Raw genomic sequence first — 13,424 nt, 5'->3', positions numbered from 1 at the left:
GCAGGGGACCGGCCGCTTCCGGCAGAGATCAGATCCAGCCATCCAGCGACGCCATGAATCCGTCGAAGTCGTCGCGCTGGATGGTGTGTCCGGCGCCCTTGACGGTGCGCACCTCGAAGCCGCGCTCGCGCAGCAGAGCCGCCCGCGCCTCGTCGATGATCAGGCTCGGGTCGGCCAGCTGCACCAGCGACGGCACGACGGGCCCGGCCGGCAGCAGGTCCTGGCCCCGCAGCCCGGTCAGGGCGAGCGCGGTGGTCTCGTCCCAGAGCCCCAGGGTCGCCACCTCGATGTCCACGTCGGCCGGCTCCCAGCGCGGGTTCATCGCCGCGATCTGCTCCCGGGGCGCCGACTTGAACTGCGCGAACACCTCCGGGCCGAACCCGTCGGGCAGCTCCAGGTGCCACGCCGGATCGGAGTAGACCGCACGCCGCGGCCGCAGCCGGTCCACGGCCAGCGAGAGGGTGAGGCCGCCCAGCGAGTGCCCGAGGGCCAGCTCGGCGCCGGCCGGGAGGGTCTCCACGAGGTCGTCGGCGAACAGCTGCGGGGAGTACTCGCCGCGCCCGCTGAGGCCGTGGCCGCGCAGGTCCACGGCGATGACGCGGTAGCCCCTGTCCGCGAGGGCCGGGCCGACGGTGCGCCAGGCGCGGTGGTCGGCCATGATGCCGTGGACCAGGAGAGCGATGCGGTCGCCCTCGCCCCAGGTGTGGGTGTTCAGCTGCACGACGGTGCCTTTCCGGTGGTACGGGTGGAACGGGTGGTGGCCCGGTGGGCCGGGATCGCGCCCCGGCCGGGTGCGGCCGGGGCGGGGAGAGGGGCGGTCAGCGGACGCCGCGGATCGGGCGGACCGCGAGGGCGCCCAGCAGCGAGAGGACCGCCGCGACCAGGAACAGGGCGGTGTAGCCGCCGCTGAGCTGGACGATCAGACCGGCTATGAACGGTGCGGCGATCTGCGGGCCCGCGTTGGCGACGTTGAGTATGCCCATGTCGCGGGCGGCGTCCTCGGACTTCGGCAGCACCATCGTCACCAGGGCGGTGTCCACGGCCATGTAGCAGCCGAAGCCGAGGCCGTTGACGGCGCCGAAGAGCAGCATCGCGGTCCAGCTCGCCGAGACGGCGGGGAAGACCATGGCGAGCGCGGCCAGCAGGGCCGAGACGCCGACGAACAGCTTGCGGCGGTCGAACCTGTCGGACAGCCAGCCGCCGAGGACGGTGGAGACCACCGAGGCGGCGGAGTTGACCATGGTGAGGATCGCCGCGGCGGCCTCCGGCTTGAGGCCCGCGGGCAGCTCGATGTGGTCCTGGAGGATGTACAGCTGGAAGCCGAGCACCGCGAAGTAGCCGAGGATCAGCAGCGCGCGCCCGATGAATGCCCACCGGAAGTCGTGGTGGGCCAGGGCGCTCGCGAAGGACGCCAGCTGCCGCTTCAGCGGCAGCGGGGCCTTGCCGGGGCGGCGCTCCTCGCGGGCGCAGGTGGTGAACAGCACCGCGGCCGCCGCGACCATGGCCCCGAACACCAGGTAGCCGGTGCGGTAGCTGTCGGAGAACGCGGCACCGATCAGCGCGCCGATGGTCGATCCGATCGGAATGCCGAGCCCGACGGCCGCGGAGGCCTTGCCGCGTGCGGCGAGCGGGACGCGGTCGGGGACGACGGAGGTGAGGGCCGCCTGGTAGAAGTTCATCGCGGCCTGGCCGAGGCACCAGACGATGGTCACCAGCAGCACGGTGTTGACACTGCCCAGCAGCGCCATCACGACGAGCGCGCCGATGCCGCCGCCGAGGATCCACGGGTTGCGGCGCCCGGAACGGTCGGACAGCGCCCCCGCCATCGGGTTGAAGAGCGTCGCGAAGATCGCGGAGACACCGGAGACCACGGTCATGTTGCTGACCTTGTTCGCCGGGTCGATGGCGGCGACCTGGAGTGCCATCACGAAGCCGGGAACGCCGATGTAGAGGGCGTACATGACGGTGTTGCCGACGAGCAGCAGCGGCAGCAGCCCACGGGTGGGGCGGGGCGCCTGAGCGGAGTCGGTAGCGGCGCTGGTGCCGGTACCGGAGGAGGAAAGGGCCACGCTGCCCTCCAGTGTCGAGAGAGACGAATGGGACGAGGGGAGAGCTCCGGCCGGGATCCGGGGAAAGGGGGTCGCGGCGGGCGCTTCGAAAGCCAAGGTGACACGTGTCAGTGACGCGTGTAAACGCTTTGTAGCACCGAAATCCGGCCAACCGCTAGACCCTGTGCCGCACTCGTCTGGAAAGATGCCGGACGAGATGAGCCAGACACCCAAGAAGCAAGTCGACCCACCCGTCCCCACCAGCACCGATGTCGCGCGCCTGGCAGGCGTCTCCCGGGCCACCGTGTCCTACGTGCTGAACAACACCTCGGCTGTGCGGATCAGCGAACCCACCCGGCGCAGGGTCCGCGAGGCCGCCGAGGAGCTCGGCTACGTGCCGCACGCCGCGGCGCGCAGCCTGCGCGCCGGGCACACCCGCATGGTGCTGCTGCCGACGGCGCACATCCCCGTCGGGCCGCTCTACGGCCAGTTCTTCAACGAACTCCACTGGGCGCTGCGCAACCTCGACTACACGGTCGTCCAGTACGGCAGCCTCGGCCTCAGCGGCGACGAGGCCGCCCGCGCCTGGGCCGAGCTGCGCCCGGTCGCCGTGGTGTCGCTCGGCGAGATCACCCTGAACGCGCGCGGGGTGGAGCTCCTCAAGCGCTCCGGTGCCAAGGCGGTCATCACCATGGGGCCCCAGCGCGTCGAGGGCGCCCACTCGCTGGTGATGGACCAGCGCGAGGTGGGCATCGCCGCCGCCCGCCACCTCCTGGAGCGCGGCTACCGGCGGATCGGCGCCGTCGTCCCGGAGGAACCGGGACTGGACATCTTCGCCAAACCGCGCCTGGCGGGCCTGCGCAAGGCGGTCACCGGCACGGAGGCGACCGTCGAACCGCTCGGCATGCGCTACGACGAGGAGTCGGCGGCCGCACTCGCCGCGCGCTGGCGCGACCTGGGCCTGGACGCGGTGTTCGCGTACAACGACGAGTACGCGCAGCTCCTCATGCACGCCCTCCAGGACGCCGGCGTCGACGTGCCCGGCGACACCGCGGTGATGGGCGCCGACGACCTCCTGATGGGCAAACTGCTGCGGCCGAGCCTCAGCACGGTCCACATGGACCTCACCCCCGGCCGGCACCTCGCCGACCTGGTCGACCGGCTGGTGCAGAACCCGTCGGGGGCGGCCCTGGAGAACCACGACCTGATGGGCGCGTACGCGGTGGCCCGCGAGTCCAGCTGACGGTCCCCCGGGCGGGGCGGGCCGGGGGAGCGGGCCCGCGGGCGGCCCGCACCGGGGTGCGGGTGCCGTGTCCCGGTGGCCGTTGACAGCCGGGGGGACGCGGCACAGACTCGGGCGCGGGTGATCAAGGGCGATCACGGGCGGTCCCACGGCGCGGGTGCGGGTACCCGTACGGCCGCGGGCGCCGGTGTGGGCCCGGGTCCCAACGCCCGCCTTCCGGAGGAGAGTTCCGATGCCCACCAGCATCCGCGACGTCTATGTCGTCGACGCCGTCCGCACGCCCATCGGCAAGTTCGGGGGAGCGCTCTCCGGAGTGCGCCCCGACGACCTCGCCGCCCATGTGGTGCGCGCCCTGATCGACCGCACCCCGGACCTCGACCCGGCCCGGGTCGACGACGTCTACTTCGGTGACGCCAACGGGGCGGGCGAGGACAACCGCGACGTGGCCCGCATGGCGGTGCTGCTCGCCGGGCTGCCGGTGAGCGTGCCCGGCGTGACCGTCAACCGGCTCTGCGGCTCGGGCCTGGAGGCCGTCGTCCAGGCCGCCCGTGCCATCGCGCTCGGCGACGCCTCGGTGGCGGTCGCGGGCGGCGTGGAGTCGATGTCCCGGGCGCCGTACGTGCTCCAGAAGCCCGAGCGGGCCTTCCCGGCCGGTCACCAGCAGCTGCACTCCACCACCCTCGGCTGGCGGATGACCAACCCGGCCATGCCCGCCGAGTGGACCGTCTCCCTCGGCGAGGGCGCCGAACTCGTCGCGGACCGGCACAAGATCGGCCGGGAGGCCCAGGACGCCTTCGCCCTCGCCAGCCACCACAAGGCCGCCGCCGCGTGGGCCGAGGGACTGTACGACGGGGAGGTCGTGCCGTACGAGGGCGTCGCGCTGCTGCGGGACGAGTGCATCCGGGAGTCCTCGACGCCCGAGACCCTGGCCAAGCTGAAGCCCGTGTTCCGCCCGGACGGCACGGTCACCGCGGGGAACTCCTCGCCGCTCAACGACGGCGCCGCGGCCCTGCTGCTGGTCGACGAGGAGGGGCTGCGGGCCACCGGCCGCGAACCTCTCGCCCGCATCCGCTCCTCCGCCGTCACCGGCATCGAACCGCAGCTCTTCGGGCTCGGCCCGGTGGAGGCCGTCGGCCGGGCCCTGGCCAGGGCGGGCCGCACCTTCGACGACCTCACCACCTTCGAGCTGAACGAGGCGTTCGCCGCCCAGTCGCTGGGCTGTCTCGCCGAGTGGCCCCAGCTGGACCCCGCCGTGGTCAACCCGCGCGGCGGCGCGCTCGCCCTCGGCCACCCGCTCGGCGCCTCCGGCGCGCGGCTCGCGGGCTCGGTCGCCCACCAGCTCGCGGCGGCCGGCTCGGGCACCGGCCTGGCCGCCCTGTGCATCGGGGTCGGGCAGGGACTGGCACTGGTCCTGGAGCGCTGAGAAACCCGGCTGCCCGGACATGCCGGTGGGCGCCGCCTTCAGAAGGGGGCGCCCACCGGGCCTGCGGAAAAGAGAGCCGTTCAGCCGGCGTCCTGCTGTTCGCCGGACCCCTCGGACTGAGCCTTCTCGATGGACTTGCGCACCTCGTCCATGTCCAGGTTGCGGGCCTGGCCGATGATGTCCTCCAGCGCCGCCTCGGGCAGCGCACCCGGCTGGGCGAACACCGCGACGTTCTCCCGGACGATCATCAGGGTCGGGATGGACTGGATCTCGAAGGCGGCTGCCAGCTCCTGCTGCGCCTCGGTGTCGACCTTGGCGAAGACGAGGTCCTCGTGACGGTCGGAAGCCCCCTCGTAGACCGGTGCGAACTGACGGCAGGGGCCGCACCACGACGCCCAGAAGTCGATCAGGACGAAGTCGTTGTCGGTCACTACGCTGTCGAAGTTTTCTTTGGTCAGCTCGACAGTGGCCATGTTGTGCTCCTCTTCCGTCATTCAGGGCGTCGCCGTCACCGCACAACGATGCCCGGCGCCGCCCTATTCCAAGAATGCGCCTTCCCCTGTGGTCGCGTCGCACACCACCCGACAGACTGGGTTTCATGACAGCTGACGCAGGAACCGAAGAGACCCACGAGAGCCTTGAGTACGACGTGGTGGTGCTGGGTGCGGGCCCGGTCGGCGAGAACGTCGCGGACCGGGCCAGGGCGGCCGGGCTGAGCGTGGCGGTCGTCGAGGAGGAACTGATCGGCGGCGAGTGCTCGTACTGGGCGTGCATGCCCAGCAAGGCCCTGCTGCGACCGGTCACCGCGCGCGCCGACGCCCGCCGGGTACCCGGGCTGGCACAGTCCGTCGAAGGTCCGCTGGACGTCCCCGCGGTCCTCGCGCACCGCGACTACTACACCTCGAACTGGAAGGACGACGGCCAGGTCGGCTGGCTGGAGTCCATCGACGTCGCCATCCACCGCGGCCACGGCCGCCTCGACGGCCCCCGCCGGGTCGTCGTGCAGGCCCCCGACGGCACCCGCACGGCACTGACCGCGCGCCACGCCGTCGCCGTGTGCACCGGCACCCGGGCGGTCGTGCCCGACCTGCCCGGCGTCGCGGAAGCCAGGCCGTGGACCAGCCGCGAGGCCACCAGCTCCGAGTCCGTGCCGGACCGGCTGGTGGTCGTCGGCGGCGGAGTGGTCGGCGTGGAGATGGCCACCGCCTGGCAGGCCTTCGGCTCGCGGGTCACCCTCCTGGTCCGGGGCGAGGGGCTGCTGCCGAGGATGGAGCCCTTCGCGGGCGAGTACGTCGCCGAGGCACTCCAGGAGGCCGGCGCGACGATCCGCACCGGAGCGAACGTGGCCTCCGTCCAGCGGCACGGCGCCACCCTGACCGTCACCCTCGACGACGGCGGCACCATCGAGGCCGAGGAGATCCTCTTCGCGGTGGGCCGCGCCCCGCGGACGGACGACATCGGGCTGGAGACGGTCGGACTCGAACCGGGGTCCTGGCTGACCGTCGACGACAGCTGCCGGGTCGCCGACTCGGAGTGGCTGTACGCCGTCGGCGACGCCAACCACCGCGCGCTCCTCACCCACCAGGGCAAGTACCAGGCGCGCATCGCGGGCGACGCGATCGGCGCCCGCGCCCTGGGCAAACCCGTGGACGACGCCCCCTGGGGCAGGCACTCCGCCACCGCCGACCACGCGAGCGTCCCGCAGGTCGTCTTCACCGACCCCGAGGCGGGCGCGGTCGGCCTCTCCCTCGCGGAGGCCGAGGCAGCGGGCCGCCGGGTGCGGGCCGTCGACCACGACATGGGCGCGGTCGCCGGAGCCGGCCTCTACGCCAAGGGCTACCGGGGCCGCGCCCGGATGGTCGTGGACCTCGACACCGAGACCCTCCTCGGCGTCACCTTCGTGGGCCCCGGCGTCAGCGAACTGGTGCACTCCGCGACGGTCGCGGTGGTCGGCCAGGTGCCCGTGTCGAGGCTGTGGCACGCGGTCCCCTCGTACCCGACGATCAGCGAGATCTGGCTGCGGCTGCTGGAAACGTACAGGTCATGACGGTGTACGAACGGTGCGGGCGGGTGTGCGAATGAAGCTGGCCTTGGGGTCCGGTTAAGAAAACCTCGATGGACGCGGGCCGTCCCGATCGGCAGATTGGAGCCCACAAGCGATCATCGCGGCCCGTGCCGCGACGTCCCGCCACGGGCCGGTGCACCCGCACGCGCGCCGCCGTCATGTCCCACGAGCCTGGAGCCACAGCCATGAGAGCACTCGTCAAGCACAAGGCCGAGCCGGGGCTGTGGCTCATGGACGTGCCCGAGCCGGAGACCGGCGCGGGGGACGTGCTCATCAAGGTGCTGCGCACCGGTATCTGCGGCACCGACCTGCACATCCGCAACTGGGACGGCTGGGCCCAGCAGGCCGTCACCACGCCCCGGGTCCTCGGCCACGAGTTCGTCGGCGAGGTCGCGCACATCGGCGCCGACGTGCAGGACATCAAGGTCGGCGACATCGTGAGCGGCGAGGGCCACCTGGTGTGCGGCAAGTGCCGCAACTGTCTGGCCGGCCGCCGCCACCTCTGCCGCTCCACCGTCGGCCTCGGCGTCGGCGTGGACGGCGCCTTCGCCGAGTACGTCGCGCTGCCCGCCTCCAACGTGTGGGTGCACCGGACCAAGGTCGACCTCGACGTCGCGGCGATCTTCGACCCGTTCGGCAACGCCGTGCACACCGCGCTGTCCTTCCCGCTGGTCGGCGAGGACGTCCTGATCACCGGCGCGGGCCCGATCGGCATCATGGCCGCCGCCGTCGCCAAGCACGCCGGTGCCCGCAGCGTCGTCATCACCGACGTCAGCGAGCCCCGCCTGGAGCTGGCCCGCAAGGTCGGCGCCACCCTCGCCGTCAACGTCGCGCAGTCCTCCATCGCCGAGGCGCAGGCCAAGCTCGGCCTCAAGGAGGGCTTCGACATCGGCCTGGAGATGTCCGGCCGGCCCGAGGCCATGCGCGACATGGTCGCCAACATGACGCACGGCGGCCGGATCGCCATGCTGGGCCTGCCCGCGGAGGAGTTCGCGGTCGACTGGGCGAAGATCGTCACCTCGATGATCACCGTCAAGGGCATCTACGGCCGCGAGATGTACGAGACCTGGTACGCGATGACCGTGCTGATCGAGGCGGGCCTCGACCTGAGCCCCGTCATCACCGGCACCTACGGCTACCAGGACTTCGAAGCCGCCTTCGACGAGGCCGCCACCGCCCGCAGCGGCAAGATCATCCTCGACTGGACCGTCTGAGCCCGCCGGCCCGGCCCGCCCAGGGGCGCCCGTACGGACGTGGAGAACGGACCGCACCTCCCGGCCCGCGCGCCGCGCCGCGACGTCCGCGCGCCCCTTCGGCCCACCCGCCAGGCCCCGGCGGACACTGACACCGCCACCCACTCCACCGCGACCCCCAGGGAGCCCTCCATGTACGCGTCCGTCCGCGACGAGCTGCGCGCCACCCTCGACGAGATCCGCGAGGCCGGCCTCTACAAGCCCGAGCGCGTGATCACCAGCCCGCAGTCCGCGACCGTCGGCGTCACCGCCGACGGACAGGCCGCCGAGGTCCTCAACTTCTGCGCCAACAACTACCTCGGCCTCGCCGACCACCCCGAGGTCGTCGCAGCCGCCAAGGACGCCCTGGACCGCTGGGGCTACGGCATGGCCTCGGTCCGCTTCATCTGCGGCACCCAGGACGTCCACAAGGAGCTGGAGGCCCGGCTCTCGGCGTTCCTCGGCCAGGAGGACACGATCCTCTACTCCTCCTGCTTCGACGCCAACGGCGGTGTCTTCGAGACCCTCCTGGGCCCCGAGGACGCGGTCATCTCCGACGCCCTCAACCACGCCAGCATCATCGACGGCATCCGCCTCTCCAAGGCCGCCCGGCACCGCTACGCCAACCGCGACATGGCCGAGCTGGAGGCCAAGCTCAAGGAGACCGCGGGCGCGCGCCGCCGCCTCATCGTCACCGACGGCGTCTTCTCCATGGACGGCTACGTCGCCCCGCTCCAGGAGATCTGCGACCTCGCCGACCGCTACGAAGCCATGGTCATGGTCGACGACTCGCACGCGGTGGGCTTCGTGGGCGCCGGTGGCCGCGGCACCCCCGAGCTGCACGGGGTGATGGACCGCGTCGACATCATCACCGGCACCCTCGGCAAGGCCCTGGGCGGTGCCTCCGGCGGCTACGTCGCGGCCCGCGCCGAGATCGTCGCCCTGCTGCGCCAGCGCTCGCGCCCGTACCTCTTCTCCAACTCCCTCGCCCCGGTCATCGCCGCCGCCTCCCTGAAGGTCCTCGACCTGCTGGAGTCCGCCGGCGACCTGCGCGAGAAGCTCGCCGCGAACACCGAGCTGTTCCGTACGAAGATGACCGAGGCCGGATTCGACATCCTGCCCGGCGACCACGCCATCGCCCCCGTCATGATCGGCGACGCCGCCGAGGCCGGCCGGATGGCCGAGCTGCTCCTGGAGCGCGGCGTGTACGTGATCGGCTTCTCCTACCCGGTGGTCCCGATGGGCAAGGCCCGCATCCGCGTGCAGCTGTCCGCCGCCCACTCCACCGCCGACGTCGAGAGGGCGATTGCGGCGTTCGTCGACGCACGGGCGACACTGGCTGGGTGATCGACCCCAGACGGCTCCGCATCCTGAGGGCCGTGGCGGACCACCGAACGGTGACCGCCGCGGCCTCCGTGCTGTACCTGACCCCCTCGGCCGTGTCCCAGCAGCTCAACGCGCTGGAGCAGGAGACCGGACACACCCTGCTGATCCGCAGCGGCAAGGGGGTGGAACTGACCGCGGCGGGCGAGATCCTGCTCGCCCACACCCACGCCGTGCTCGCCCAGCTGGAGCGCGCCGAGGCCGAACTCGCCGCGTACGCGGGCGGTGCGGCCGGCGAGGTCGCGGTCGCCTCCTTCGCCACCGGCATCGCCGAGGTCGTCGCCCCCGCCGTCGGCCGCCTCGCGGGCGAGCACCCCGGCATCCGGATGCGGGTGTGGGACGCGGAGGGCGACGAGAGCCTGCCGCTGGTCCTCGGCGGCAAGGCGGACGTGGCGGTCGCCGTCGAGTACCGGGGCGCACCCCGCGAGGACGACCGCAGGCTCGCACGGGTTCCGCTGTACGCCGAGCCCTTCGACGCCGTACTGCCCGCCGGGCACCCCCTGGGCGACAGCGCCCATGTCGCGCTCTCCGGCCTCGCCGACAGCGACTGGATCGGCCCCTACCCGGGCAACCCCTGCCACGACATGGTGCTGCGCGCCTGCGAACTCGCTGGCTTCGAGCCGCGTTTGCAGCACTCCTCCGACGACTTCCGCGCCGTGGTCGCCCTGGCCGGGGCCGGGGCGGGCGTGGCGCTGGTGCCGCGCTCCGCGCTGCGCGGCATGGAGCTGAAGGACGCCGTCGTACGCCCGGTGACCGGGCACGCGGCGACCCGCAGGGTGTTCGCCGCCGTCCGCCGGGGAGCCGAGGAGCACCCGCTGATCCGTCCGGTGCTGGACGCGCTGGTCACGTCCGCGGGCGGGCTCTCCACCGGCTGACGGGGCGGTCCGGGAGGCGGCCGGGGCGGTTCGAGGAGGCCGGTCGGGGAGGTCGAACAGGTTGTTCCCGCAGGCCCGTTGGGAGGGTGCTGCGGGAATCCGTTGACCACAAGTGCGGTTGAGGTCCTAGCGTGCTCAGTGTTCCCCGGGCCGCTTCGGCCGACGGGAAATCGAGCGTCGGACAAGCGCCCCCGGAGGCACCTCGTGGACATGGAAGTCACCGCCTGGACATCGATGCACAGCGTGATGACGGCGCAGGAGGACCGTCGGCCCTTCTCCCGGGCCACTCTGCGCCGCATCGCCGCGTTCGCCCGCCCGCACCGCGCCAAACTGATCCAGTTCCTGGTGCTGAGCGTGATCACCGCCCTGCTCGCGGTCGCCACCCCCGTTCTGGCCGGCCGGGTGGTCGACGCGATCGTCAAGGGCAACGACACGGGCACCATCACCCGCCTCGCCCTGCTCATCGCCCTGATCGCCGTCGTCGAGGCGGCCCTCGCGCTCGGCACCCGCTGGCTGTCGTCCACCCTCGGCGAAGGGCTGATCCTCGACCTGCGCACCGCCGTCTTCGACCACGTCCAGCGGATGCCGGTCGCCTTCTTCACCCGCACCCGTACCGGCGCCCTGGTCAGCAGGCTCAACAACGACGTCATCGGCGCCCAGCGCGCCTTCAGCAACACCCTCTCCGGCGTCGTCTCCAACCTGGTCACCCTGCTGCTGACGCTCGCCGTGATGCTCAGCATCTCCTGGCAGATCACCCTGCTCGCCCTGGTGCTGCTGCCGGTGTTCGTGGTGCCCGCACGGCGGATGGGCTCGCGGATGGCCAGGCTCCAGCGCGAGGCCGCCGGGCACAACGCCACCATGGGCACCCAGATGACCGAGCGGTTCTCCGCCCCCGGCGCCACCCTCATCAAGCTCTTCGGCCGCCCCGCCGACGAGTCCGCCGAGTTCGCCGCCCGCGCGGGACGGGTGCGCGACATCGGGGTCCGCACCGCCATGGTGCAGTCCACCTTCATCACCGCGCTCACCCTCGTCTCCGCCCTGGCCCTCGCGCTGGTCTACGGGCTCGGCGGGTACTACGCCCTGCGCGGCAGCCTGGACCCCGGCGCGGTCGTCGCGCTCGCGCTGCTGTTGACCCGGCTGTACGCCCCGCTGACCGCCCTGGCCGGCGCCCGCGTCGAGGTGATGAGCGCACTGGTCAGCTTCGAGCGGGTCTTCGAGATCCTCGACCTCAAGCCGCTGATCGCCGAGAAGCCGGACGCCCGCGAGGTCCCCGAAGGCCCGGTCTCCGTCGAGTTCGACAAGGTCACCTTCGGCTACCCGGCCGCCGACAAGGTCTCCCTCGCCTCCCTGGAGGACGTCGCCGCCCTCGACAACCGGGGCGGCACCGACGTCCTGCACGACGTGTCCTTCCGCGCCGAACCCGGCCACATGATCGCCCTCGTCGGCTCGTCCGGCGCCGGCAAGTCGACCATCGCGCAGCTGCTGCCCCGGCTGTACGACGCCGACGCGGGCGCGGTGCGGATCGGCGGCGTCGACGTCCGCGACCTCAGCGCCGACTCCATCCGGCAGACCCTCGGCATGGTCACCCAGGACGGCCACCTCTTCCACGAGTCCGTACGGTCCAACCTGCTGCTGGCCCGCCCGGACGCCACCGAGGAGGACATCTGGGACGCCCTGCGCCGCTCCCGCCTCGACGAGCTCATCGCCGCCCTGCCCGACGGACTCGACACCGTCGTGGGGGAGCGCGGCTACCGTCTCTCCGGCGGCGAGCGCCAGCGGCTCACCATCGCCCGGCTGCTGCTGGCCCGGCAGCGGGTGGTCATCCTCGACGAGGCCACCGCGCACCTCGACTCCACCTCCGAGGCCGCCGTGCAGGAAGCACTCGCGGAGGCGCTGGACGGACGTACCGCCGTCGTCATCGCACACCGGCTGTCGACGGTACGGGCCGCCGATCTGATCCTGGTCGTGGAGGACGGGAGGATCGTTGAACGAGGGACCCACACGGAACTGCTGGCCGCGCACGGGCGCTACGAGCAGCTGTACCGCACCCAGTTCGAGCGGCCCGGCTCGGAGAAGGCGCACCCGGTCGGCTGACGCGCAACCGGCCGGCCGGGGGATGCGCAACCGGCCGGCCGAGGCCGCGCAGCCGGTCGGCCGGGGACGCGCAGCCGATCGGCGGGGGCCGCGCAGTCGTCGGCCCGTACGGAAAGGGAACCTACTATGGGCGGATGACCCCGCCCCGCCGCCCCCGAGGAAGCCGATGACCCGCAGGCACCAGACCGACGAGACCTGCGGGATCGCCACGGCCGCCGGGGTCGTCGGCGACTGGTGGACGCTGCTGGTCCTGCGCGAGATCGCCCGCGGACACGTCCGCTTCGACGGGCTCGCCCACGAACTCGGCCTCTCCCGCAAGGTCCTCTCCGAGCGGCTCGCCACCCTCACCGAGCACCAGGTGCTGGAGCGCCGCCCCTACCAGGAGCGCCCCACCCGCCACGAGTACGTCCTCACCGAGCGCGGCCGGGGCCTGATCCCGGTCCTCGTCTCGCTCCAGGACTGGGCCGACCGGTGGGTGCTGGGCGACGGCACCCTCACCGGGAACGCCGACCCGGAGGGCGGCGGGAGCGCCCGGGTGCACCAGCTCGTGGGAACCCGCGTCCCGGAGGACCCGGAGCTGCCCGGCACCGACGGAGGCCTCCACTCCACGGTCGCGCCGGACGCCCGCGCCACCGTCCTCTTCGCCTACCCCGCCACCGGTGTCCCCGGCGGCCCGCCCCGCCCCGACGTGCCGGGAGCGGCCGGCTGCACCCTGGAGAACCGGCTCTTCCGCGACGCCTGGCCGCGGTTCGAAGCCGCAGGGCTCGCGGTGCGCGGGGTGAGCACCCAGACTCCCCGCGAACAGGCGGACTTCGCCCGCGCCGAGGACCTGCCGTTCCTCCTGCTCTCCGACGACCGGCTCCGGCTGGCCGCCGCACTGCGCCTGCCCACCTTCCGGTCCGGCCAGGACCTCCGCCTCAAACGGCTGATCCTGATCGTCGACGCGCAGCGCACCGTGCGGCACGCGCTGTTCCCGGTGACGGACATCCCCGCGGCCGTCGAGGAAGCGCTCGCCCTGGCAGCGGCGCTCCCGTGAACGGCGCGGCAGGCCGACCGGCCGC

11 protein-coding genes are annotated in these 13,424 nt (G+C 72.8%); 8 read left to right on the top strand and 3 right to left on the bottom strand.

Annotated elements, in window-relative coordinates:
- Positions 1–28 precede the first annotated feature (28 nt).
- Both ACFYVL_RS36830 and ACFYVL_RS36825 read right to left on the bottom strand, forming a co-directional pair.
- Positions 29–721, bottom strand: coding sequence for an alpha/beta fold hydrolase (locus ACFYVL_RS36830; protein ID WP_389252917.1), 693 nt, complete (start codon positions 719–721; stop codon positions 29–31).
- Between the two features lie 97 nt (positions 722–818).
- Complete coding sequence (locus ACFYVL_RS36825) at positions 819–2,069, bottom strand: MFS transporter (RefSeq protein WP_389252915.1); 1,251 nt, start codon at positions 2,067–2,069, stop codon at positions 819–821.
- Positions 2,070–2,265: 196 nt separating this feature from the next.
- Between ACFYVL_RS36825 and ACFYVL_RS36820 the strand changes: the two genes are divergently transcribed.
- Both ACFYVL_RS36820 and ACFYVL_RS36815 read left to right on the top strand, forming a co-directional pair.
- Complete coding sequence (locus tag ACFYVL_RS36820) at positions 2,266–3,291, top strand: LacI family DNA-binding transcriptional regulator (RefSeq protein WP_389252913.1); 1,026 nt, start codon at positions 2,266–2,268, stop codon at positions 3,289–3,291.
- Between the two features lie 232 nt (positions 3,292–3,523).
- The gene (locus tag ACFYVL_RS36815; RefSeq protein ID WP_389252911.1) at positions 3,524–4,714 is read left to right on the top strand and encodes a thiolase family protein; all 1,191 of its coding nucleotides are present in this window, start codon (positions 3,524–3,526) and stop codon (positions 4,712–4,714) included.
- Between the two features lie 80 nt (positions 4,715–4,794).
- Here the strand turns inward: ACFYVL_RS36815 and trxA are convergent, their stop codons facing one another.
- Positions 4,795–5,187, bottom strand: coding sequence for a thioredoxin (trxA, locus tag ACFYVL_RS36810; protein ID WP_389252909.1), 393 nt, complete (start codon positions 5,185–5,187; stop codon positions 4,795–4,797).
- Between the two features lie 125 nt (positions 5,188–5,312).
- Between trxA and ACFYVL_RS36805 the strand changes: the two genes are divergently transcribed.
- The 6 genes from ACFYVL_RS36805 to ACFYVL_RS36780 all read left to right on the top strand — a co-directional run bounded on the left by ACFYVL_RS36805 (position 5,313) and on the right by ACFYVL_RS36780 (position 13,399).
- Positions 5,313–6,761 carry a dihydrolipoyl dehydrogenase family protein gene (locus ACFYVL_RS36805; protein ID WP_389252906.1) on the top strand — a complete coding sequence of 483 codons (1,449 nt, stop codon included), beginning with the start codon at positions 5,313–5,315 and terminating at the stop codon, positions 6,759–6,761.
- Positions 6,762–6,964: 203 nt separating this feature from the next.
- Positions 6,965–7,993: an L-threonine 3-dehydrogenase gene (tdh, locus tag ACFYVL_RS36800; protein WP_389252904.1), complete on the top strand. Its 1,029-nt coding sequence runs from the start codon at positions 6,965–6,967 to the stop codon at positions 7,991–7,993.
- A 171-nt stretch (positions 7,994–8,164) separates the two neighbouring features.
- On the top strand, positions 8,165–9,358 hold the full coding sequence (locus tag ACFYVL_RS36795; protein WP_389252901.1) for a glycine C-acetyltransferase: 1,194 nt from the start codon (positions 8,165–8,167) through the stop codon (positions 9,356–9,358).
- Positions 9,355–10,269: a LysR family transcriptional regulator gene (locus ACFYVL_RS36790; protein WP_389252898.1), complete on the top strand. Its 915-nt coding sequence runs from the start codon at positions 9,355–9,357 to the stop codon at positions 10,267–10,269. The genes ACFYVL_RS36795 and ACFYVL_RS36790 overlap by 4 nt, the downstream gene beginning before the upstream one ends.
- Positions 10,270–10,473: 204 nt before the next feature.
- Positions 10,474–12,363 carry an ABC transporter ATP-binding protein gene (locus ACFYVL_RS36785; protein ID WP_389252897.1) on the top strand — a complete coding sequence of 630 codons (1,890 nt, stop codon included), beginning with the start codon at positions 10,474–10,476 and terminating at the stop codon, positions 12,361–12,363.
- A 166-nt stretch (positions 12,364–12,529) separates the two neighbouring features.
- Complete coding sequence (locus tag ACFYVL_RS36780; RefSeq protein WP_389252895.1) at positions 12,530–13,399, top strand: winged helix-turn-helix transcriptional regulator; 870 nt, start codon at positions 12,530–12,532, stop codon at positions 13,397–13,399.
- The last annotated feature ends 25 nt before the right edge of the window (positions 13,400–13,424 follow it).

The organism is Streptomyces sp. NPDC004111 (assembly GCF_042874215.1).
Taxonomy (GTDB): Bacteria; Actinomycetota; Actinomycetes; order Streptomycetales; family Streptomycetaceae; genus Streptomyces.
The sequence above is the reverse complement of the archived record's forward strand: the minus strand, read 5'-3'. Positions and strand labels throughout refer to the sequence as shown.